At 61.6% G+C, this 21,223-nt stretch carries 18 protein-coding genes; 12 read left to right on the top strand and 6 right to left on the bottom strand.

All coding sequences use genetic code 11. The annotated features are described in order from the left end of the window. Nucleotides 1-112 precede the first annotated feature (112 nt). From AC07SU_RS11125 to AC07SU_RS11110, 4 genes are all read right to left on the bottom strand, one after another. Complete coding sequence (locus tag AC07SU_RS11125; protein ID WP_494997034.1) at nucleotides 113-2,518, bottom strand: TonB-dependent siderophore receptor; 2,406 nt, start codon at nucleotides 2,516-2,518, stop codon at nucleotides 113-115. Nucleotides 2,519-2,615: 97 nt separating this feature from the next. Further along, nucleotides 2,616-3,566: a FecR family protein gene (locus tag AC07SU_RS11120; RefSeq protein ID WP_494997033.1), complete on the bottom strand. Its 951-nt coding sequence runs from the start codon at nucleotides 3,564-3,566 to the stop codon at nucleotides 2,616-2,618. 32 nt (nucleotides 3,567-3,598) lie between these two features. Continuing rightward, nucleotides 3,599-4,099 (bottom strand): sigma-70 family RNA polymerase sigma factor, encoded by a 501-nt coding sequence (locus tag AC07SU_RS11115; RefSeq protein WP_176999320.1) that lies wholly within the window; start codon nucleotides 4,097-4,099, stop codon nucleotides 3,599-3,601. A 145-nt stretch (nucleotides 4,100-4,244) separates the two neighbouring features. Beyond that, a complete protein-coding gene (locus AC07SU_RS11110) occupies nucleotides 4,245-5,891 on the bottom strand; it encodes an ATP-dependent nuclease (protein WP_494997032.1) in 1,647 nt (548 codons plus the stop codon). A 159-nt stretch (nucleotides 5,892-6,050) separates the two neighbouring features. On the opposite strand from AC07SU_RS11110, the gene AC07SU_RS11105 reads away from it, so the two are divergent. From AC07SU_RS11105 to AC07SU_RS11080, 6 genes are all read left to right on the top strand, one after another. Continuing rightward, the gene (locus tag AC07SU_RS11105; protein ID WP_494997031.1) at nucleotides 6,051-6,851 is read left to right on the top strand and encodes a glucose 1-dehydrogenase; all 801 of its coding nucleotides are present in this window, start codon (nucleotides 6,051-6,053) and stop codon (nucleotides 6,849-6,851) included. Then, nucleotides 6,844-8,670, top strand: a complete 1,827-nt coding sequence (locus tag AC07SU_RS11100) for a glycoside hydrolase family 15 protein (protein ID WP_494997030.1) — start codon at nucleotides 6,844-6,846, stop codon at nucleotides 8,668-8,670. Before AC07SU_RS11105 ends, AC07SU_RS11100 begins: the two co-directional genes overlap by 8 nt. 50 nt (nucleotides 8,671-8,720) lie before the next feature. Next, nucleotides 8,721-9,200 carry a cysteine hydrolase family protein gene (locus AC07SU_RS11095; RefSeq protein ID WP_494997029.1) on the top strand — a complete coding sequence of 160 codons (480 nt, stop codon included), beginning with the start codon at nucleotides 8,721-8,723 and terminating at the stop codon, nucleotides 9,198-9,200. Continuing rightward, a complete protein-coding gene (locus tag AC07SU_RS11090; RefSeq protein ID WP_494997028.1) occupies nucleotides 9,197-9,733 on the top strand; it encodes a GNAT family N-acetyltransferase in 537 nt (178 codons plus the stop codon). Before AC07SU_RS11095 ends, AC07SU_RS11090 begins: the two co-directional genes overlap by 4 nt. Before the next feature lie 132 nt (nucleotides 9,734-9,865). Further along, entirely contained in the window at nucleotides 9,866-10,225 is a 360-nt protein-coding gene (locus AC07SU_RS11085; RefSeq protein ID WP_494997027.1) for a VOC family protein, read from the top strand. Between the two features lie 84 nt (nucleotides 10,226-10,309). Next, on the top strand, nucleotides 10,310-11,236 hold the full coding sequence (locus AC07SU_RS11080; RefSeq protein WP_494997026.1) for an alpha/beta fold hydrolase: 927 nt from the start codon (nucleotides 10,310-10,312) through the stop codon (nucleotides 11,234-11,236). On the opposite strand, the gene AC07SU_RS11075 is transcribed toward AC07SU_RS11080, so the two are convergent. Next, nucleotides 11,206-12,174 (bottom strand): GlxA family transcriptional regulator, encoded by a 969-nt coding sequence (locus AC07SU_RS11075; RefSeq protein ID WP_494997025.1) that lies wholly within the window; start codon nucleotides 12,172-12,174, stop codon nucleotides 11,206-11,208. The genes AC07SU_RS11080 and AC07SU_RS11075 overlap by 31 nt on opposite strands. 90 nt (nucleotides 12,175-12,264) lie before the next feature. Here AC07SU_RS11075 and inhA point away from each other — a divergent pair, with 90 nt between their 5' ends. Beyond that, nucleotides 12,265-12,945, top strand: coding sequence for an isonitrile hydratase (gene inhA, locus AC07SU_RS11070; protein WP_494997024.1), 681 nt, complete (start codon nucleotides 12,265-12,267; stop codon nucleotides 12,943-12,945). 126 nt (nucleotides 12,946-13,071) lie between these two features. Here the strand turns inward: inhA and AC07SU_RS11065 are convergent, their stop codons facing one another. Continuing rightward, the gene (locus AC07SU_RS11065) at nucleotides 13,072-13,701 is read right to left on the bottom strand and encodes a LysE family translocator (RefSeq protein WP_494997023.1); all 630 of its coding nucleotides are present in this window, start codon (nucleotides 13,699-13,701) and stop codon (nucleotides 13,072-13,074) included. A 159-nt stretch (nucleotides 13,702-13,860) separates the two neighbouring features. Here AC07SU_RS11065 and AC07SU_RS11060 point away from each other — a divergent pair, with 159 nt between their 5' ends. From AC07SU_RS11060 to AC07SU_RS11040, 5 genes are all read left to right on the top strand, one after another. Further along, a complete protein-coding gene (locus tag AC07SU_RS11060; RefSeq protein WP_494997022.1) occupies nucleotides 13,861-14,376 on the top strand; it encodes a sigma-70 family RNA polymerase sigma factor in 516 nt (171 codons plus the stop codon). Next, a complete protein-coding gene (locus tag AC07SU_RS11055; protein WP_494997021.1) occupies nucleotides 14,363-15,313 on the top strand; it encodes a FecR domain-containing protein in 951 nt (316 codons plus the stop codon). Before AC07SU_RS11060 ends, AC07SU_RS11055 begins: the two co-directional genes overlap by 14 nt. A 105-nt stretch (nucleotides 15,314-15,418) precedes the next feature. After that, a complete protein-coding gene (locus tag AC07SU_RS11050) occupies nucleotides 15,419-17,905 on the top strand; it encodes a TonB-dependent siderophore receptor (protein WP_494997020.1) in 2,487 nt (828 codons plus the stop codon). Nucleotides 17,906-18,323: 418 nt separating this feature from the next. Then, a complete protein-coding gene (locus tag AC07SU_RS11045) occupies nucleotides 18,324-19,763 on the top strand; it encodes an undecaprenyl-phosphate glucose phosphotransferase (protein WP_176999337.1) in 1,440 nt (479 codons plus the stop codon). Continuing rightward, the gene (locus tag AC07SU_RS11040) at nucleotides 19,763-21,223 is read left to right on the top strand and encodes a mannose-1-phosphate guanylyltransferase/mannose-6-phosphate isomerase (protein ID WP_494997019.1); all 1,461 of its coding nucleotides are present in this window, start codon (nucleotides 19,763-19,765) and stop codon (nucleotides 21,221-21,223) included. Before AC07SU_RS11045 ends, AC07SU_RS11040 begins: the two co-directional genes overlap by 1 nt.

Here is a 21,223-nt window from a genome sequence, read left to right as displayed (position 1 = left end):
AAGCCGGTGGATGTGACCTCTGTGGCATTTCGTCATAAACCGTTCCAAGGCCAAAAGACACGCAAAAAAAATCGCAGCCCCGAGGGCTGCGATTGTTCACGTCGATGACGGATCAGAACCCGACGCTGGCCTGCACAAAGAACGTGCGCGGCTGGCCCAGGTACAACCCGGCGTTGTTGTCGCTGGAACGGGTGTAGTGCTGCTGGTCGAAGACGTTTTTCACACCGACGCCCAGTTTCAGGTTCGACAGTTGCGCACCGAAGTCGTACCCACTGCGCACGTTGACCGAGACATAACCCGGGATATCACCGTACTGGCCATCGGCAGTGCCCTGGGTGATGTAGGTGGTGCCGGTGCCTGGCGCACGTTGGGCGGACTGGGCAAACACATCCAGGTTGTGGGTCCAGTGATTCACGTCATAACGCAGGCCCAGGGTTGCCACTTCACGGGAGTACAGCGGCAGGTCGCGGCCCTTGAACGGTACGTCGCCCTCGGAGGTGGCCTTGGTGTAGGTGAAACCGGCGCTGGCGGTGAGGCCGTCCAGGCGAGGGTCGAGGTTCGACAGGTCATAGTGGGCCGAGGTCTCGATCCCCTGGTGCTTGGTGGCGCCCAGGTTGGTCCAGCCCACGTCGTTGCTGACGTATTGCAGTTCATCCGAGAAGTCGATGTAGAACAGCGTCACTTCGCCGCCCCAGACGCTGTCGTTGTAGCGCGTGCCGATCTCGTAGGTCTTGGCTTTCTCCGGGTTCAGGCCGTTGGCGGTCTGGTCGCCGGTGCCGCCCTGCCCCAGCTGGAAGTACTGCAGGCTGCCAAAGGAGGTTTCATAGTTGGCAAACAGTTTCCAGGCATCGGAGACGTGGTACATCACGCTCAGGGCCGGCAGCGGTTCGTTGTTGTGAACTTCGCGGCGTTTTTCCTGGGTGCGCGTGCCGTTCAGGGCCACCACCGGGCGGTCATGCCATTCGGTACGGATGTCTTCGAAGCGAATGCCCGGGGTGATGGTCCACTTGCCGATATCGACTTTGTTATCGATATAGAACGCGTTGGCTTCGGTGCCACCGGTGCGGTCCTGGTAGACATGGCCATCGCTCTGGCCGCCCGGGGTCGGCACATTGTTGACCAGGTTCAGGCTGCTGGCCTGCTCGTGCATGCCCTCCTTGAGGTAGCGATAACCGAGGCTGACTTCCTGGGTGCTCGGGCCCACGTCGAACACATGGGACACACGCGGCTCGATGCCGAAGGTGTAGTAGGTGCGCGGGTAGGAGCCGATGGTCTTGAGGTCGCGGTTGGCGATGTTGCTGCCACGGAAACTGTCGGAGTAGTAGGTCAGCACTTCGGCCTGGGTACGGTCGTCGATCTGACGGATGTATTTGAAGGACATGTCTTTGCGGCGGCCACTGAAGTTGTCCCAGTCACGCACCGATTGGTACGGGTTGGCGTCGAACTGCTTCTGGGTCAGGCCGCCGGGCATGTCGGCGCTGGCGTCGTAGTAGTGGAAGTTGAGCGAGAAATCGTCTTGATCGGTCGGCGCCCAGTGGGTCTTGAAGATCACGTCGTCGATGTCGTTGGAGTTGTTGCTGCTGCGATAACCGTTGCCCTTCACACCGGAGTACAGCAACGCCGCGCCAATACCGTTATCGGCTGTGCCGCCGACGAAAGCGTTTTCGATGTGCTTCCAGCCGCCGTGGGCCGAGGTTTCCAGGGTGGTGCCGACGTCGCCGGAGAATTTCTCGGGAATCGCACGGGTCACGAAGTTGATCACGCCACCGACGTTTTGTGGCCCATAACGCACGGAACCGGCGCCACGCACCACGTCGATGCTGTCCAGGTTGCCGGCAGAGATCGGCGCCATCGACAGTTGCGGCTGGCCATAGGGGGCGAACGCGGCCGGCACGCCGTCAATCAGCACGGTGGAACGTGGCGACAGGCGCGACGTCAGGCCACGCACACCGACGTTGAGGGAAATGTCGCTGCCGCCGGTGCCGTTGGACTCTTGCACCTGCACACCCGGCACACGGCGCAACACGTCGCCGACGTTCATCGCGCCCTGCTCCACCATCGCCTCGCGACGGATCACGGTACGGGCGCCCGGGTGGTTCTGCACCACTTCGGCGTTGGCATCACCCAGCCAGTCGCCGACCACCTTGATGTCGGTGACGCCCAGCTCCAGGGGCGAGCCGGCTTCACCGGTGCCGCTGCTCAGCGGGCGCAGGGTCACGGAGCCCGCATCGATCTGGTAGTCCAGACCGCTGCCTTGCAGCAATTGGCGCAAGGCTTGTTCAGGCGAGAGGTTGCCGTCGACCGCAGGCGCTTGCTTGCCGGCGACCATGTCGGGGCTGAAGAACACTTGCAGGGAGGTTTGCTGGCCCAGTTGGCTCAGCGCTGCGCCCAGGGGTTGGGCGCGGATGTGAATCCCGTCATCGGCATAGGCTTCGGGCAGCGCGGCACTGACGGCCAGTGCAAGGGCCAGGGGCGCCCAGCGGGAGACTTTATTGTTTTTCACGGCGAGTTTTTTCACGTCGAACCTAGTCCTGTGATCGCAAGAGTATGCGGCTGTTAATGCAAACCAGTTGCAGTTGCAGGAGAAGACGAAGAACTCGGAAAAAACCTGAATGTCAGCGTGAAATAATTTCCTGGCTGCCATCCGGCAAGGTGCGCAAGGCCACCGGCAGGATGTGCGGCAGGGCTTTGAGCAAGGCGTCGGTGTCACTGGACTTGAACACGCTGGTCAAACGCAGGTTACTCACCGCGGCCGTGCTGACCCGCAATGGCTGCTCGCGATAGCGCGACACTTCCCGTGCCACCTCACCGAGGCTGGCGTTGTTGAACACCAGCTTGCCCGTACGCCAGGCGGTCAACTCATCGGCATTTACGGCGTACGCTGCGGCGACTTGCCCTTGTGCATCGATATGCGTGCCCCGGCCTGCCGTCAGCGTCACGCTCTGGTCCGCAGAACGCCCCTGTACCTTGACCGTACCGGCCTCCACCACCACGCGGGTCTGGTCGTCATCCCGGCGCACGTCAAACCGCGTGCCGGTGACCGTCACCTGCCCTGCCCCGGCCGCCACGACGAAGGGGCGGCTGGTGTCATGTTCAACGCTGAACATCGCTTCGCCCTGTTTGAGCTCCACACCGCGCCGGCCTTTTTCATAGTGCACGGCGACCACGCTGCGGCTGTTGAGGTCCATCACTGAGCCGTCGGGCAGCGCCACCTGGCGATGCTCGCCCAGGCGCGTGCTGAATTCGGCGCTGTAGGGTTTGGGATGATCCAGGCCGCTGAACAGGCCCAGCCCGAGGGCGACGGCCACCACACTCGCGGCCACCGCATAACGCAGGAGGGCACGGCGTTTGGGGCGCTCGACCGGCGCTTCGCACAGGGCCTGCAACCGGGCCTTGGGCAGCAAATCGGTGGCGCTCCACAGCCCTTGCAGCACATCGAATTCATATTGATGCGCAGGCTGCTCCGCGCGCCAGGCATCAAACCGTTGGCGCTCTTCACCGCTCAACGGGCCGTCTTGCAGGCGTACAAACCATTGCGCGGCTTCGTCGCGGGCACGGCTATCCATCATGGAAGGTCCTGTTTCAGGGCGAGCTGGGTTCATGGGGCGATCGCGTCCAGGCGGTCACGCAGATGCCGCAGGGTGCGGATCATATACTTTTCCACCATGTTCTTGGACAGGCCCAGGCGCACGGCGATTTCCTGCTGGGTGAGGCCCTCGATTTTCTGCCAAATGAAAATCTTGCGGCAGTTGAGCGGCAACTCGGCCAAGGCCCGCTCGATGGAGTCCGCCAACTGGATCGCGTGCATGAAATGCTCCGGGTCGCCGCTGTGGGGCGAACTCTGCTCTAGGGCTTCCAGCGCCAGCGTCTCGCGACGGTCTTCGCGGCGGTAGGCGTCAACGGCGATATTGCGCGCCGTCTGATGCAGATAGGCACGCGGTTGCTCAACCTCGGTCGAACGCGACTCGAGCACCCGCACAAAGGTGTCGTGGGCCAGGTCTTCGGCCTGCTGACGGTTTCTCAGGCGGCGCGTCCAGGTTCCGATCAACTCTTCGTAATGCTCGAAAAAGCCTGTTCTGCGGGGCGGCTGAGGAATCATCGCGGGTGCACTGGGAAGGCGGGGGTGTGAATAGTAATGCTTCCTATTAAGTGGAGCAATTGCTACCTGTCGCCCTACCAGAGTTCTCGTTTGGGGCCAGCTTCAGGAGGAACCGTCTGCCCGCCTGCACTCAGCCGCAGTTCATTCACCCAATGTTCCAACGCTTGATGAACTCACAAAGGCTTTCAATCCTTGCGTTCAAATCGAGCGGCGAATAGTCAGGTCGGTAAGCAGCTACATAAGTGGATGCGACCTTTACCTTGTTCGCGGACTGGCTCTTGCGAGCATTCGCTTTTTTGTAGTGAAGCCGATTTGCCCACATGCTCGCCCCACCTGTTCGTACAGCCGAAGGGTGAACGGCTCTGACAGTCGCCTCTAATTGCTGGGCATCCAAATAGTTTTCCACCTCACGCCCCTCAGTCACCCAGACAAACCGCTCCGGGTGATGACTGAATGCTGTGACTATGCGCTGCTTCGTTGCATTGATTTCTTTAAAGGGGCTATCTTTATCACTGTCGAGCAAAATGGCCGAGTGACGATTCAACCTGACCAGACTTATCAAGTCCTCGATGTTGCCATCGTCGTCCTCATCGCCCGCGAGATGGCTGAGCAATCGCCCACCGTAAAACATAATTGAATAGTGAATGCCCTCACGCAACCCGGGCGACATGCCAGTAATCCAGTGGTTCAGATAAATGCGATCCGAAGGTCCTTCGACCCAAATCACACAGTTTGCCTGCAAGATATCCGACGCCATGTATCCCATGCGATCGAGCACCTCGCTCAGGTCAGGCTTACAGTCAATGTAAGTGCCGTAGCTCTGAAAAATCTTCAACCCTTCCTTGCTCGCACTATTGATGAGTGAGGCAGAGTGAGTACTGATAAACAGTTGCTGTGATCGCTCACGGGAAACCTGGATCAGCGTTTCCATCAAATAACGCATCAGGGTCGGGTGCAGATGGATCTCAGGCTCTTCTATCAAACACACGGCACCTTCCGGGCACTTCCTCAGCCAACTCACGATCCAGGCAAAGGTCTTCCAGCCAGACGGCAGCCAATGCCCCTGGAGTTCATTGGACATGCGATGGTCATCATCGAGCCAGACGCCGATGACGCCCTCTTTACTCAGGTGAAATGAAATGTCGTTGAGCATCTCATGCCCCATTTCGTCGGCTCGCGGGACCAACGCCAAGCCACAGAGGTACTGACGGATGTTATTCAGTTCCCGGACAAAATCCGCATCAAAAATCTCTGTCTGTTGGGGCACCCCTCGATAACAAATATTGGCGCAACTGAAAAAGCGCGGCAGCGGGCTGAAGGGAGCGTCTTTATAGAGCTCACCCAACACTGTCAGTTGCCGGAGCGAGCCTCTCCCCTGAGCAGATGACTGATACCACCTGCCGCTTAACATCCGAGGGGGAGTCAAGAGTTGCCTGCAACGCACATGACGCAAAGCCTCACTGGAATGGTCAGTTGCACCTGACGCGAAGAGATAACTCCAGCGCTCGCCATTGGAGAACTCGACACTAAACGTTGGAAAACTCTGCATGGGAGGATTCTCCCGGGGAAGCGACGCTAAAACCTCCGGATACCGCAACGCCCTGATCATGTCGATGATCGTTGATTTTCCAGCCCCGTTCTCACCCAGCATGACGTTTACAGACCCAGGCTCCAACGCAGGCGTCTCAAAGAGAACGGTGAGGTATTCCTCGACGGATAACCCTTGCGGCTGATGTTGCGAAGGTGTGTTGAGGGTGCGGATGCCGGAAAACCAAATACGAGAAATATTCATACGCCAAGGATATCGAGGGATTTCCCACCGTATCGGCCTTACCGACGAACACTGAAGATCCAGAAACTCAGGCGGGATATGCCGTTTGAACCGGGCGGTGAACTTCCACGGCGCCGCACCAGTCAGCTGAAAGGACTCTCATAAAACGGTGGGTGGGCGATGCAGATTTCGTTGCAGCAACAAGTGGCCCTGGTCACCGGCGCCAGTTCCGGCATCGGCGCAGGCGCGGCCAAGGCCCTGGCCGAAGCCGGTGCGGCGGTGGTGCTCAATTACAACTCCCAGGCAGCGCCGGCAGAAGCCCTGGCGGCGCAGATCAACGCCAGCGGCGGGCGGGCAATCGCCCTTGGTGGCGACGTGTCCAAAGAGGCCGACGTCGAACGCCTGTTCGCTCAAACCCTCGATGCCTTCGGCCACCTGGATATCCTGGTGGCCAATTCCGGCCTGCAGAAAGACGCCAACCTGGTCGACATGACGCTCGACGACTGGAACACCGTGATCGGCGTCAACCTCACCGGCCAGTTCCTGTGCGCCCGCGCCGCCGTGCGAATTTTCAACCGCCAGGGTGTGCGTGACGGTGTGTCGCGGGCGGCCGGCAAGATCATCCACATGAGTTCGGTGCACCAGGTGATCCCCTGGGCCGGGCACGTGAATTACGCGGCGTCCAAAGGCGGCGTGGAAATGTTGATGCGCACCCTCGCCCAGGAAGTCAGCGAACAACGTATCCGCATCAACGGCATTGCGCCCGGGGCGATCCGTACCGCAATCAACCGCGCCGCCACCGAAGGCGCAGCCGAAAAAGAACTGCTCAAGCTGATCCCCTACGGTCGTGTGGGCGATGTCGAAGACGTCGCCAACGCGGTGGTCTGGCTGGCCAGCGATGCTTCTGATTATGTGGTGGGCAGCACCCTGTTCATCGATGGCGGCATGAGCCTGTATCCGGAGTTCCGTGGCAATGGTTGATTTCAACAACGAACCTCAGAGTGCCATCGATGCCCACGGCATCATCGGCGACATGCGCAGTGCCGCGCTGGTCAACGACAAGGGCAGCATCGACTTCTTCTGCTGGCCGGAGTTCGACAGCCCGTCGATCTTCTGTTCGCTGCTGGACACGCCCCAGGCCGGTGCCTTCCAACTCACCCCCGACCTGCCCAACGCCCGCCGCGAGCAGATCTACCTGCCCGATACCAACGTGCTGCAAACCCGTTGGCTCAGCGATGCAGCCGTGGTGGAAATCACCGACTTGCTGGTGATTAGTGAAGACATCGACGACCTGCCGCTGCTGGTGCGGCGGGTACGGGTGGTCAGCGGCAAGGCGACGATCCACCTGCGTTGCGCCGTGCGTCATGACTATGCGCGCACGCCTACCCAAGCCAGCGCCGTGGACGCCAAGGTGCTGTTCACTGCCGACAGCCAACCCGGCCTCCTCCTCGCCAGCAGCCAGCCGTTGCAGATCGAAGACGACGCAGCCGTCGCCACCTTCACCTTGGCCCAGGACGAAGGCGCCGAGTTTGTGCTCGGCGGTGAAGACGACGAACGCGTCGACAGCCGCTGCACCGACCTCGCCCTGGCGCACACCTTGAAGTTCTGGCGCGGCTGGATCGCCCAATCCAACTACCGTGGGCGTTGGCGTGAAATGGTCAACCGCTCGGCCCTGGCGCTCAAGCTGCTGACCTCGCGCAAGCACGGCGCGATCATCGCCGCTGCCACGTTCGGCCTGCCCGAGACGCCCGGCGGCGAGCGCAATTGGGACTACCGCTACACCTGGATCCGCGACGCCTCATTCACGGTGTATGCGTTCATGCGCCTGGGCTTTGTCGAGGAAGCCAACGCCTATATGCGCTGGCTCAAGGGCCGGGTCAGCGACTGCTGTGGCCAGCCGACCAAAATCAACATCCTCTACGGCATCGACGGCCGCCAGGAGCTGCCCGAAGCCACGCTTGCGCACCTGAGTGGCCACGGCGGCGCCCAGCCGGTACGCATCGGCAATGAGGCGTTCGACCAGATCCAACTCGATATCTACGGCGAGCTGATGGACGCGGTGTACCTGGTCAACAAGTACGGCGAAGCCATCTCCCACCAGGGCTGGAAACACACGGTGGAAGTCGCCGACCAGGTCTGCGAGATCTGGAACACACAGGACGTGGGCATCTGGGAAATGCGCGGCGAACAGCATCACTTCCTGCACTCGCGACTGATGTGCTGGGTGGCGCTGGACCGTGCGATCCGCCTGGCGTCCAAACGCTCGCTGCCCGCCCCTTTCGCCCGCTGGGATGAAACGCGCCAAGCCATCTATGCCGACATTTGGAGCAATTTCTGGAATGAAGAACGCGGCCACTTCGTGCAGCACATCGGCAGCACGGCGCTAGACGGTTCGATGTTGCTGATGCCGTTGGTGCGCTTTGTCGCAGCCACCGACCCGCGTTGGTTGAGCACACTGGAAGCGATCCAGAAAAGCCTGGTGCGCGACGGCATGGTCTACCGCTACCGCAACGACGACAGCCAGATCGACGGCCTGCAAGGCACCGAAGGCGCGTTTGCCGCCTGCTCGTTCTGGTACGTCGAATGCCTGGCCCGCGCCGGGCAAGTAGAAAAGGCTCACCTGGAGTTCGAGCAGTTGCTGCGCTACGCCAACCCCTTGGGCTTGTACGCCGAAGAGTTCGACAGCCAGGCCCGGCACCTGGGCAACACGCCCCAGGCCTTGAGCCATTTGGCATTGATCAGCGCGGCGACCTTTCTGGACCGCAAACTCAGCGGGGAGAAGACCACCTGGCAACCCTGAGGCGGCCTGTGCACAATGGGCAGCCCCTCGGGCCGCCCTCAGGAGCTGCAATGCGCCAGGTACTGCTGATCATCGACGTGCAACCGTCCTTCAATTCGCCCGCGTGGCTAATCGACGGCATCAACGCCCTGCTCGGCCACTTGCCGTCGGTGGCCACCGTGGAACGTCACGACGAAAGCATCACCCCCTTCGCCCGCCAACTGGGCTGGCAGCCCGCACCGGACGACCACAGCCTGATTGAGGCGGATCGCATCTTCATCAAGCACGGCTATGCACCCACGCCCGAGACGATCGCCTACCTCAAAAGCCTGGCGCCTGAACGTGTGTTGGTGTGTGGCATCCAGACCGACACCTGCGTGCTGGCGGCGGGTTTTGCGTTGTTTGATGCCGGGTTGCAGCCGACGTTGATCAGTGATTTGACGGTGGGCTCATCGCTGGATCGGTCGGGAAAATTGGGGGTGGATTTGTGGCGGCATCATTTTGGAAAGGTGGTGGATCGCGATCAGGTCATCGCAGCGATAACCCCATGAGCCCTTTTCCCACGCTTTCGACGCAACGCCTGTCTCTGCGGGAATTGGTGGCGAGCGACGCGCCAGCCTTGTTTGCCATTCACAGTGATAGCGACCACATGCGCTGGTTCGGCGCAGAGCCCATGACCCACCCTGCCCAAGCCCAGGCCCTGATCGAGACCTTTGCCCAATGGCGCACCCAGCCCAATCCAGGCACACGGTGGGGGATCGAGCATGCAGGTCATCTGATCGGCAGTTGCGGCCTCTACAAATGGAATCGCAGTTGGAACAGCTGCGCCCTCTCCTTCGAACTGGCACCTGCAACACGTAGCCAAGGGTTGATGAGCGAAGCGCTGCGGGCGATTCTCGATTGGGGCTTCTCTCACCTGCAGTTGCATCGTGTGGAAGCCCTGGTGCACCCACAAAACATAGCCTCCCTCGCCTTATTGCATGGCCTGGGCTTCGCGCTTGAAGGAACATTGCGAGAAGCCGGGTTCTGGCAAGGCCAGCGACATGACCTCATGGTGTTGGGGCTGTTGAGCGGGAATGGCTAGACAAAGAATAAGCAGCACATAAGGATAGCGATGCCATTCACCGCGCCCGGCATTCGAAGGAAAGAACATGACCGCGCGAATTCAAGTAGATGTCCACCTACCCTTCCAGCCAACGCAGGTGCTATTCGGTTGATGCCCATTATTTCTGTGCTGATCCATGTCCCTGACTGGCGTACGGCAACCGCGTGGTATGCAGGTGCCTTTCCATCGGCCAAGCGTATTTATCACGAGCCCGATGACTTTGGTCATCTGGACGTGGAAGGCGTAGCGCTCGAGATCGTCAATGCCGACAGCAAGGTGGCGTGCGGAGCGGCGGGATCGGTGGTGTATTGGCAAGTGGAAGACCTGCCCCTGGCGGTACAACGGTTACAGGACTTGGGCGCGACGCTGTATCGCGGCCCGCTTGCCATCGAGGGCGGCGATTGGATATGCCAAGTGCGCGACCCTTGGGGTAATTGCATCGGATTACGCCAAGTGGGCCTAGACAAGTAACCCCCCTGCCTTAAACCGCACCACGCGCCGTCATCGGTTTGAGCTAAAGTCTGTGCACCTTCGGCTACTGCGTTCGAGCCCACCATGAGTCCAACTGCTTCGCGGCTTTATGTCCGCACCCCGATGCTCAATGTGGCGTATGAGACCCACGGCCCCGCCAATGGCGAGCCGGTGATCCTGTTGCATGGCTTCCCCTATGACCCGCGCGGGTATGACGAGATCGCGCCAGTGCTGGCCGAGCGTGGCTACCGGGTGCTGGTGCCGTACTTGCGCGGGTATGGCCCGACGCGGTTTGTCAGTGAGCAGGTCATGCGCTCCGGGCAACAGGCGGCGCTGGCCACGGATTTGCTGGATTTCATGGATGCACTGTCGATCCCCCAAGCCACCCTTGTCGGCTTTGACTGGGGTGGGCGTGCGGCGTGCATCGTCGCGGCGCTGTGGCCGCAGCGGGTGCGCGCGCTGGTGACCGGGGACGGGTACAACATCCAGGACATTGCCAAGTCACTCAAGCCCAGGGCGCCGGAGACGGAGCATCGGCTGTGGTACCAGTTCTACTTTCATACACAGCGCGGCGTGGACGGATTGACCGCCAACCGCCGCGAGTTGTGTGAGCTGTTGTGGCGCTTGTGGTCGCCGACCTGGGCCGAGGGCCCGGGGTTGTATGCCAAGACGGCGCCGTCGTTCGATAACCCGGATTTTGTCGAGGTGGTGATTCATTCGTACCGCCACCGTTTCATGTACGCCCCGGGCGACCCGGCCTTGGAGCCCATTGAACAAGCCCTGGCGCTGAAACCGCCGATTACGGTGCCGAGCATTTCCTTGTGCGGCGCCGACGATGGCGTGGGCCCGGCGCCGATGGAAGATGACGACGTGGACCACTTCACCAGCTTTTATCGCCGCCAGGTGCTGCCGGGCGTTGGCCACAATGTGTTCCAGGAAGCGCCGCAGATCACCCTTGAAGCGCTGCAGGCATTACATGCCTATGCCACCGGTGAAAATCGCTCGCGGTAAGCCTGGGGCGTCACCGACAAGGCCCGCAGAAAGCTGCGGCGCAGGGTTTCTTCACAGCCGAAACCGCACTGCACGGCGATGCGTTTGATCGACGCGCTGCTGTCCGCCAATTGCCGGCGTGCGGTTTCCACGCGGATCAGCTCGACGGCCCGTGCCGGGGTCTGGCCGGTCTCGGCGCGGTAGTGGCGCACAAAGCTGCGCTCACTCATGCCCGCCTGGGCGGCCAGGGTGGCGATGTTGAGGTCGAGGGTGAGGTTTTCTGCCATCCAGGCGTGCAGCTGGGCAAAACGGCTGTCGCCCTTTTGCAGGGACAGCGCCACGCTGAACTGCGATTGGCCCCCCGGACGCTTGAGAAACACCACCAGGTGCCGCGCCACTTCCAGGGCGATGGCGCGTCCCATGTCCTCTTCCACCAGGGCCAGGCACAGGTCGATGCCTGCGGTGACTCCGGCCGAGGTCCAGATGGCGCCTTGCCGGATGAAGATCGGGTTGGACTCCACCGTCAGCAACGGAAACTTGCGCGCCAGTTCTTCGCAGCGCGTCCAGTGGGTGGCCACGCGGCAACCGTCGAGCAAACCACTGGCCGCCAGCAGGAACGCACCGGTGCACACCGACGCCATGCGCCGGGTATGCCGGGCCTTTTCGCGTACCCAGTCGACCAGCGCCGGGTCTTCGGCAGCGCCGTACACGCCCCAGCCACCGGCGATCACCAGGGTGTCACAAGGCTGGTCGACGGCGGGTAGCGGCTCGGCCACCAGGGCAAGGCCAGCCGAGGTTTTCACCGGCTCTGATTGAGCGGCGATCACCGACACCGCGTAGGGCAGCGGCAACCCGCGTTGGCGTGCCAGGTCATTGGTGGAGGCGAACACTTGCAGGGGCCCGGTTACGTCGAGCACCTGGGCATTGTCGAAAGCGAGTACGTGGATGAGTCGGGGCATGATTGGCGTGATTTGTGGGTTCAATGGCGTATTCGCCAAAGCCTAGGCCTCTACAGTAAAGCCGTCCACCCCTTTATCGGAGCTTCATTCATGACCTTGCAGATCGGCTTTCTGTTGTTTCCCGGTATCCAGCAACTCGACCTCACCGGCCCGTATGACGTGCTCGGCTCATTGCCCGACGTAAAGCTGCATCTGGTGTGGAAGGACCTGGCGCCGGTCACGTCCAGCACCGGGTTGGTGTTCACCCCGACAATGACCTATGCCGAGTGCCCGAACCTGGATGTGATCTGCGTGCCGGGGGGGGCCGGCGTGGGTGCGTTGATGGAAGACCCGCACACCCTGGACTTCCTCAAGGCCCAGGCACAGACCGCGCGCTACGTGACCTCAGTGTGCACCGGTTCGCTGGTGCTGGGCGCGGCGGGTCTGCTGCGCGGTCGCAAAGCCACCACTCATTGGGCTTACCACGACCTGCTCGCCCCGCTCGGCGCGATCCCGGTGCAGGCGCGTGTGGTACGTGACGGCAACCTGTTGACCGGTGGCGGCATCACCGCCGGAATCGATTTTGCCCTGACCCTGGCGGCCGAGCTGTACAGCGAAGCGGCCGCGCAACTGGTGCAATTGCAGATTGAATACGCACCGGCGCCGCCGTTCGATTCGGGCAGCCCTGAGACCGCGCCCAAGCATGTGCTGGAAGAAGCACGCAAACGCACCGCCGAATCGCGCAAGACCCGTGGCGAAATCGTCGCACGGGCCGCTGCGCGTCTGGGCTGACAACACCTGTAGGAGCCGGCTTGCCGGCGATGGCGTAACGTCAGCGAGCCTCTCTGAAACTGATATACCGCGATCGCCGGCAAGCCGGCTCCTACAGGGGGGTCGCGGCGGCCAGGTTTTGCCGGGTCAGGTTGGGCGGGACATCAACGCCAATCGCGCCGCGAGCACCATCAGCACGGTCGCCAGCCCCCATTTTTGCAGCCAGACGCTTTGGGAGCGGCTGGAAAAGAACCGGCTCAACGCGCCACCGAACATGCCCAACACGCTGTGAAACACCGTGGCAATCAACGTCAGCACCCCGCCGAGCATCAACAATTGCAGGGCAATGGGCCCCGCCTGCGGTTGCACGAACTGGGGCAGGAACACCACAAAAAACAACAACGCCTTCGGGTTGAGCAGGCTGTTGAGCGTGGCGTGCATAAACACCCGCCCAAGTGGCACAGGGTTGACCTGATCAGTACCCGGCGCAGGGCTTTTCTGCAAGGTCTTGAACACCAGCCACAGCAAGTAGACCACCCCCGCATACCGGATCAGATCAAAGGACGGCGGCCAACTTGCCACCAGCGCCGTCACGCCCGTGGCGGTCAACGCCGTCAGCAACAGGTCGGCCACGCTGATGCCCAGGGCCGCGGCCATGCCACCGCGCCAGCCGTGGGAAACACCGTGGCTGATCACAAAGGCCATGTTCGGCCCCGGCGATAACAGCAGCAACAAGACTGCACCGCAAAACACCGCCAGGGTCGCCAGGTCGATCATGCTCAAGCCCTCCACCGAGAAACCCCGGAGATTAATCCGCACACGTGGGGCAAACAAAAAATTGTGCTGGATACATTGTTCATGGCTGATTGCTCATTGCCATAAGTCACGCTTAGAATGCGAAACATTATCAATTAAGCCTGTTGTGCCAGGACCTCCATGTCGAGCGACCACCCTCTGGATCATGCCGCCATCGGCCAGCTCTACCATACCCACCACACCTGGCTGCGCGGATGGTTGAGTCGTCGCACCGGCTGCCGTGAACACGCCGCCGACCTGGCCCAGGAAACCTTCGTGCGCCTGCTTAACGCACGCAAACAACAGACGTTGCAGCAGCCGCGCGCCTACCTGAGCAGCATCGCGCGCAGCCTGATGATCGATCAGTATCGTCGTCGCGAGCTGGAACGTGCCTACCTCGAGAGCCTCGCCCACTTCCCGGAAGTCGAGGTGCCCTCGGAAGAAACCCGGTTGCTGATCCTCGACAGCCTGGAGCGCATCGACCGCCTGCTCGACCAGCTCAAGCCACGGGTGCGCGAAGCGTTTTTACTGGCGCAACTGGACGGCCTGACCTGCGCGCAAATCGCCCTGCGCCTGGGCGTGTCCAGGGCGACGGTGGAACGTGACTTGTCTAAGGCACTGCACGCCTGCTATCGGTTGCGCTATGCCGAATGCTGACCCGCGCCTGGTAGACCAGGCTATCCAGTGGATGATCACGCTGCGCTTCAACATTGCCGATGACGCCAGCACCGCCGCATTCGAACAATGGCTGCAAACCAGCGTCGAGCACCAGCGGGTGTGGCAACGCGTGGCGACAATGAATGATGATTTCAGCCGTCTGCCCGCGCAGCTTGGTCGGCACACCCTCGACGGCGCACGCCAACGCATCAGCCGCCGCGAGGGCCTGAAGCTGCTGGGCCTGTTTGCCGGTGCGACGGGGCTGGCGTGGTTCGGTCGCGACTACACGCCCCTGCCCGCCCTGATGGCCGACCATCGCACCGCAACCGGCGAGCAACGCTGGGTAGCATTAAGCGATGGCAGCAATATCCTGCTCAACAGCGCCACGGCCATCGACACGACGTTCAACGCGCAACGGCGACAGGTACACCTGCGCCAGGGCGAGATGCTGGTACACACCGGCACCGATAGCCGACCGTTCTGGGTTCAGACACGCGACGGATACCTGCGCGCCCTCAACAGTCGGTTCCTGGTGCGCGAGGAATCCAAAGGCACCCTGCTCGCCGTGCAACAGGGCGAGGTGGCGGTGTACGCCCACAGCGACAGCCCCCATGCCCGCCAACTACTCAAACCAGGCGAACACATCCTGTTCAACCCGAACGGCCTCTACGCCCCCCTCGCCAACGGCCTGGACCCTTGGGCCTGGAGCGATGGCGTGATCAGCGCACACAACATGCGCCTGGACGACTTCCTCACCGAACTGGCCCGCTACCGCAACGGCTTGGTGCGCTGCAGTGAGGCGGTCGCCGGGTTGCGGGTGTCGGGCACCTACCAACTGGCGGACACCGACCAAGTGCTGACACTGGTGGCGCAATCGCTGCCGGTGAGCCTCAACTATCGCAGCCGTTTCTGGGTCACCGTTACACCCCGGGTTTAATGTCCAAAAAATAAATGAGGTGAATTCGCATTGCCGTTCGACCTGTAAGGAAAGGCCGATTAACAGGCCGGTTCCATCCCCTTCTTTCAGGAGCACCCCGCGGTCATGCAAGCGTTCCCCTCCCCACGTTCCCCTCTCAAGCGCGCCGTGCAGGCCGCCTTGCTCGGCGCCTGCCTGGGCGCCTGCGCCCTGCCCCCGGCCGTAATGGCCCAGGCCTCGGCCACGGATAACCAGGCGCGCGATTGGCACATTGCCCCCGGCCCCTTGGCCAGCGCCCTTGACCAGTTCGCCCGCCAGGCCGGCATCAGCCTGTCGTATGACGCCACCAGCGTTGCCGGTAAAACCAGCCAGGGCCTCGACGGCAGCTTCGACCGCGAACAGGCCTTGGGCCAACTGCTGCGCGGCCAGGGGTTGCAAGCCCAGCGCCAAGGCAGCACCACCTGGCTGTTGTTGCCGCAACTGGCCGAATCCGGCGCCTTGAACCTGGGGGCCACCACCGTGACCGGCGACCGCTTGGGCGCCCTTACTGACGGCACCGGTTCCTACACCACGGGCGCCGTCACCATCGGCAAAGGCGAACACAGCCTGCGGGAAACACCGCAGTCGGTGAGTGTGATGACCCGCCAGTTGATGGACGACCAAAACGTCACCACCATCGACGACGTGATGGAGCGCACCCCGGGTATCACCACTTATGAATCGCCCATGGGAGGGAAATATTTCTACTCCCGCGGTTTCAAGATGCTCGGCCAGTACCAGTACGACGGCGTGCCGCTGGACATCGGCAAGGACTACGTCCAAGCCGACAGTTTCACCGCCAACATGGCCATCTACGACCGGGTCGAAGTCCTCAAGGGCGCAGCCGGCATGCTCAAGGGTGCAGGCACCGCCAGTGGCGCGGTGAACTTCGTGCGCAAGCGCCCCCAGGCAAAACCCACCACCAGCCTGTCCCTGTCGGCCGGCACCTGGGACAACTATCGCGCCGACGTCGACACCGGTGGCCCGCTCAATGAAAGCGGTACCGTGCGCGGCCGCGCGGCGGTGAGCCAACAGAATCGCGGCTCTTATATGGACATCCACAAGCGCCAGGACCAGGCCTTCTACGGCGCCCTGGACATGGACCTCACCCCCGACACTACCCTGGGCCTGGGCGCCAGCTATGAAGATGTCGACGCCACACCCTGCTGGGGCGGCCTGCCCCGCTACAGCGACGGCAAGAGCGCCCACCTGAGCCGCTCCACCTGCCTGGGCCAGGCCTGGAACGACTGGCAAAGCCGGCGCGCCACGTTCTTCGCCGACCTCACCCATCACTTCAACGATGACTGGAAAATCAAAGTCGCTGCGGTGCACAGCCGCAACCTGCAAGACACCAAGTATGCCGCCAGCGAAGGCACGATCGCCTACGGCAACCCGGCCCCTACCGCCAACTCGTATGCGGCATTGATGGATTACGACCACCGGGATTTCGGCCTCGATGCCTATGTGGATGGCAAGTTCGAAGCCTTTGGCCTCGAGCACGAGTTGATCATCGGCGCCAACGGCAGCCGAGGCACCCAGGACGATGTGTACGCGATCCAGAACCTGCCCACCCGCCAGAGCATCTACCAGCCCGATCACCACTTCCCGGAACCGGCCAACGACACGTTCTGGCCCAACATGTACCGCGGCGGCACGGTTAAGGAAACCGCAACCCAGTACGGTACCTATGCCACCTTGCGCCTGCGCCTGGCCGAACCGCTGATGGTGATCCTCGGCAGCCGCGTGAGCTGGTACGAGAACCGGCGCCAGTCCAATAACCTGGCCTGGGGCGAGTGGGCCGTGCAGGATGCGCGCACCCGGGAAACCGGTGAGGTCACCCCGTTCGGAGCGGTGATCTACGACCTCAACGAACACCTTTCGGTGTACGCCAGCTACGCGGATATCTTCCAGCCGCAAAGCTCCTATGCCACGGTCGATGGCGCGGCGCTCAAGCCGAAGATCGGTGACAACTATGAGCTGGGCATCAAGGGCGAATGGTTCGATGGGCGTCTCAACAGCTCCCTGGCGCTGTTCCGTGCCGTCGAGAAAAACGGCGCCGAAACCGACTACACCACCCAATGCGGCAGTTCGGCCGACGGCTTTTGCTACACCGATAAAGGCAAAGTACGTGCGCAGGGCGTCGAGGCCGAGGTCAGTGGCGAATTGCTCGATCGCCTGCAGGTTTCCGGTGGCTACACCTACACCCAGACCAAATCGCTGAAGAATATCGACAGCGCCGTGGAGGGTGGTGTGTCCAACAGCTACGTGCCACGGCACATGCTGCGGATGTGGGGCGACTACCAGCTCGACGGCGCCCTGTCGAAGTGGAGTGTCGGCACCGGTGTGAATGCCCAGAGCAGCAATTACCGCTTGCAGGGCATCAAGCTCGAACAGCCCGGCTACGCCATATGGAGTGCACGATTGGCCTACCGTGTGGACGACACTTGGACCTTGGCGTTGAATGGCAACAACCTGTTCGATAAAAATTATTACCAAACCGTGGGCACCGCTTCCTGGGGCAACTTCTACGGTGAACCGCGTAATTTCACCGTGAGTTTAAAAGGCAACTTCTGATCCCGCGAAAGCCCCAGTGGCAGGGCACTTAGTGCGCCCTGCCACCCCTTCTTTGTCCCCCTTTCCTACGTCTATTCGAAAAAGGTTTTCCGGTTAAACAGGAAAATTCTCACATTTGTTCCTACACTCAAAATCACACCCCATCACCGAGTGTCCGGACAAGGAAAGTCAATAAAATGCCGCAAAAAAGATTAATTAATGTGTCTAGCACGCCACCTCCGCACCATCGTCAATTCGTTGACTGAGCAATAAAAAGGAACACTCCTTAAGTCACTACCCCGCAGGTTTCCTCCGTCCAGGATGGAGTAATTGCGTTTTACCCAGAGTAGCCGTAGTTCGACTCGCGCTCTAAAGCAGTTCGCTGCCTTATTGAACAAACAGCCGAACAGAGAGCCTGGAGTGCAATGAGGGATGTTTTATGCGAGAGAAGTCGTCAGTCGATAGCCTGTTTTTGACGCGCGCCGGTTTTGTTGAGTTCTTTGTTGTTTTCGTCAAATTGATCCATGGCCTGACGGCCATCTTGCCACCGCTGGTCCTGGTGTATTTCCTCGACCCGATGGACCCCGAAATGCGCCCTCATTTCCTCGGTCTGCTGCTGTTTTTCGCGGTCATGACCATCATTATGTTCCAGGCCATGGGCATCTATTCCGAAGAGCTGTTCAGCAATCGCCTGCGCCTGCGCACCAAAGTGGTGGCCTGGACCGCGGCGTTTTGCATCCTGCTGTTCATGTACCAGATCCTGCAGATGTTCCCGCAACTCAACCCCCATAACCTGGCCGCCTGGTACTTCGCCAGTCTGGGTTTGCTGTGCGTTGAGCGCCTGGTGATGCTGCGCCTGTACCGCAACCTGATGCGCAAGGGCAAATACCTGCAACGCACGGTGATCCTGGGTTTCACCGACACCGCCGTGCACGTCGCCGACCACCTGCAACGCAACGGCGATATCCGCTCCGGCCTGATCGGCTTTATCGATGACCGCACCGAACGCATTCCCAAGGAGCTGAGCAACCTGCCGCTGCTGGGTAATACCCGCGACCTGGAAAAGCTGATCCGCTCCGAAGAGGTCAACCAGGTGATGATCTGCCTGCCCTGGGCCGCCGAGCAGCGCATCCATGGGCTGGTCAACCGCCTGCGGCAGATGTCGGTCAACGTGATGCTGGTGCCCGACATGGCCGCCCTGCGCTACGGCCACAGCCGCATCACCGACGTGGGCGGCATCCTGATGTTCAATACCTCGCAGTTGCCGCTGCGGGGTTGGTCGCCGTTTATCAAGCGTTGTGAAGACTTGCTGCTGGCCAGCCTGGCACTGGTGGCGCTGTCCCCGGTGATGCTGGCGACGGCGATCGCGATCAAGCTCGACTCCAAAGGCCCGGTGCTGTTCCGCCAGAACCGTTATGGCTACAACGACAACGAGATCCGCGTGTTCAAGTTCCGCTCGATGTTCACCGACCAGAGCGACTTCACCGCCGAGCAGCAGACCACCCGCCAAGACCCGCGCATCACCCGCGTGGGCCGCATCATCCGCAAGACCAGCATCGACGAGCTGCCGCAGCTGTTCAACGTGCTGCTGGGCAACATGTCCATGGTCGGCCCGCGCCCCCATGCCACGGCGACCAAGGCCGCCGGTATTCCGTTTGAAGTGGCGGTGAGCGAGTACAGCTCGCGGCATCGGGTTAAACCGGGCATCACCGGCTGGGCGCAGATCAACGGCTACCGGGGTGAGACCGATACCCTGTTCAAAATCCAGAAACGTGTCGAGTACGACCTGGAGTACATCTCCAAGTGGTCGGTGTGGTTTGACTTGTACATCGTCTTCATGACGGTCCCCGCCGTCCTGTCCACCAAGGAGGTCTATTGATGAATACCCTCAACGGATTGATTCCCTGCATTATTTCCGGTGGTTCGGGGACTCGGCTGTGGCCGGTGTCCCGGCAGAACATGCCCAAGCCGTTCATGCGCATGCGCGACGGCCAGAGCCTGCTGCAAAAGACTTTCCAGCGCGCCGCCAAGTTGCCCGGCGTGGAAAGCGTGCTCACGGTGACCAACCGCGACCTGCTGTTTCGCACTTTGGATGACTACCGTGGGGTGAACAAGGCCCACCTGCCCCTGGACCTGTTGCTGGAGCCGTTCGGCCGCAACACCGCGGCGGCCATCGCGGTCGCGGCGTTGCACGTGCAGGAACATTTTGGTGACGCCGCCCAATTGCTGGTGATGCCCGCCGACCACCTGATCCTCAATGAAGTGGCGTTCGCCCACGCCGTGACCCAGGCCCGCGACCTCGCCGAGGCTGGCTACCTGGTGACCTTCGGCATCCAGCCCGACCACCCGGAAACCGGCTTTGGCTACATCGAAAAAGGCGAAGCGCTGGGCACCGGCAACCGGGTCAAGCGCTTTGTCGAAAAGCCCGACCTGGCCACCGCCCAGGCCTACCTCGACGGCGGCAAGCACCTGTGGAACGCCGGCATGTTCTGCTTCAAGGCCAGCACCCTGGTGGATGAACTGGCCACCCATGCGCCGGACGTGCTCAGTGCCGCAAGAGCCGCGTTGGAACACAGCCAGAGCCTGCAGAGCAAGACTTCGCGCCAGCGTGAGCTGGAGGCCGAAGCCTTTGGCAGCGCACCGGACGTCTCCATCGACGTGGCACTCATGGAAAAATCCAAGCAGGTAGCGGTGGTGCCATGCGACATCGGCTGGAGCGACATCGGCTCCTGGGAAGCCCTGCGCCAACTCACCCCGAGCGACGCCCATGGCAACCAGGTCAATGGCGAGGCGATTTTGCATGATGTGCACAACTGCTACATCGACTCGCCCAAGCGCGTACTCGGCGCCGTCGGTGTGCGTGACCTGATCATCGTCGACACCCCCGACGCCCTGCTCATCGCCGATGCCAACCGCAGCCAGGATGTGCGTTACATCGTGGCCGAACTCAAACGCCAGAACCACCCGGCGTTCAGCCTGCACCGCACTGTCACCCGGCCGTGGGGCACCTACACCGTGCTGGAGGAAAGCAGCCGCTTCAAGATCAAGCGCATTGTCGTCAAGCCTCAGGCGTCGTTGTCGCTGCAGATGCATCACCACCGCAGCGAACACTGGGTAGTGGTCAGCGGCGCTGCGCAGATCACCAATGGTGAGCGCGAATTCTTGATCAACGCCAACGAGTCCACCTACATCCCGGCCGGGCACAAGCACCGCCTGACCAACCCCGGCATCATCGACCTGGTGATGATCGAGGTGCAGAGCGGCGAGTACCTGGGCGAAGACGACATCGTGCGCTTCGATGACATCTACGGGCGTGCGCCCCTCGACGTGAAAAAATAA

It is taken from the genome of Pseudomonas sp. GW821-FHT05H12 (assembly GCF_059419385.1).
Note: the sequence above shows the minus strand (reverse complement) of the source record. Positions and strands in the feature narration are given on the sequence as shown.

Coding starts and splice junctions, on each gene's coding strand:
- AC07SU_RS11120 (WP_494997033.1), bottom strand. CDS start 3,566: ATGGATAGCCGTGCCCGCGACGAAGCCGCGCAATGGTTTGTACGCCTG.
- AC07SU_RS11115 (WP_176999320.1), bottom strand. CDS start 4,099: ATGATTCCTCAGCCGCCCCGCAGAACAGGCTTTTTCGAGCATTACGAA.
- AC07SU_RS11110 (WP_494997032.1), bottom strand. CDS start 5,891: ATGAATATTTCTCGTATTTGGTTTTCCGGCATCCGCACCCTCAACACA.
- AC07SU_RS11105 (WP_494997031.1), top strand. CDS start 6,051: ATGCAGATTTCGTTGCAGCAACAAGTGGCCCTGGTCACCGGCGCCAGT.
- AC07SU_RS11100 (WP_494997030.1), top strand. CDS start 6,844: ATGGTTGATTTCAACAACGAACCTCAGAGTGCCATCGATGCCCACGGC.
- AC07SU_RS11095 (WP_494997029.1), top strand. CDS start 8,721: ATGCGCCAGGTACTGCTGATCATCGACGTGCAACCGTCCTTCAATTCG.
- AC07SU_RS11090 (WP_494997028.1), top strand. CDS start 9,197: ATGAGCCCTTTTCCCACGCTTTCGACGCAACGCCTGTCTCTGCGGGAA.
- AC07SU_RS11085 (WP_494997027.1), top strand. CDS start 9,866: ATGCCCATTATTTCTGTGCTGATCCATGTCCCTGACTGGCGTACGGCA.
- AC07SU_RS11080 (WP_494997026.1), top strand. CDS start 10,310: ATGAGTCCAACTGCTTCGCGGCTTTATGTCCGCACCCCGATGCTCAAT.
- AC07SU_RS11075 (WP_494997025.1), bottom strand. CDS start 12,174: ATGCCCCGACTCATCCACGTACTCGCTTTCGACAATGCCCAGGTGCTC.
- inhA (WP_494997024.1), top strand. CDS start 12,265: ATGACCTTGCAGATCGGCTTTCTGTTGTTTCCCGGTATCCAGCAACTC.
- AC07SU_RS11065 (WP_494997023.1), bottom strand. CDS start 13,701: ATGATCGACCTGGCGACCCTGGCGGTGTTTTGCGGTGCAGTCTTGTTG.
- AC07SU_RS11060 (WP_494997022.1), top strand. CDS start 13,861: ATGTCGAGCGACCACCCTCTGGATCATGCCGCCATCGGCCAGCTCTAC.
- AC07SU_RS11055 (WP_494997021.1), top strand. CDS start 14,363: ATGCCGAATGCTGACCCGCGCCTGGTAGACCAGGCTATCCAGTGGATG.
- AC07SU_RS11050 (WP_494997020.1), top strand. CDS start 15,419: ATGCAAGCGTTCCCCTCCCCACGTTCCCCTCTCAAGCGCGCCGTGCAG.
- AC07SU_RS11045 (WP_176999337.1), top strand. CDS start 18,324: ATGCGAGAGAAGTCGTCAGTCGATAGCCTGTTTTTGACGCGCGCCGGT.
- AC07SU_RS11040 (WP_494997019.1), top strand. CDS start 19,763: ATGAATACCCTCAACGGATTGATTCCCTGCATTATTTCCGGTGGTTCG.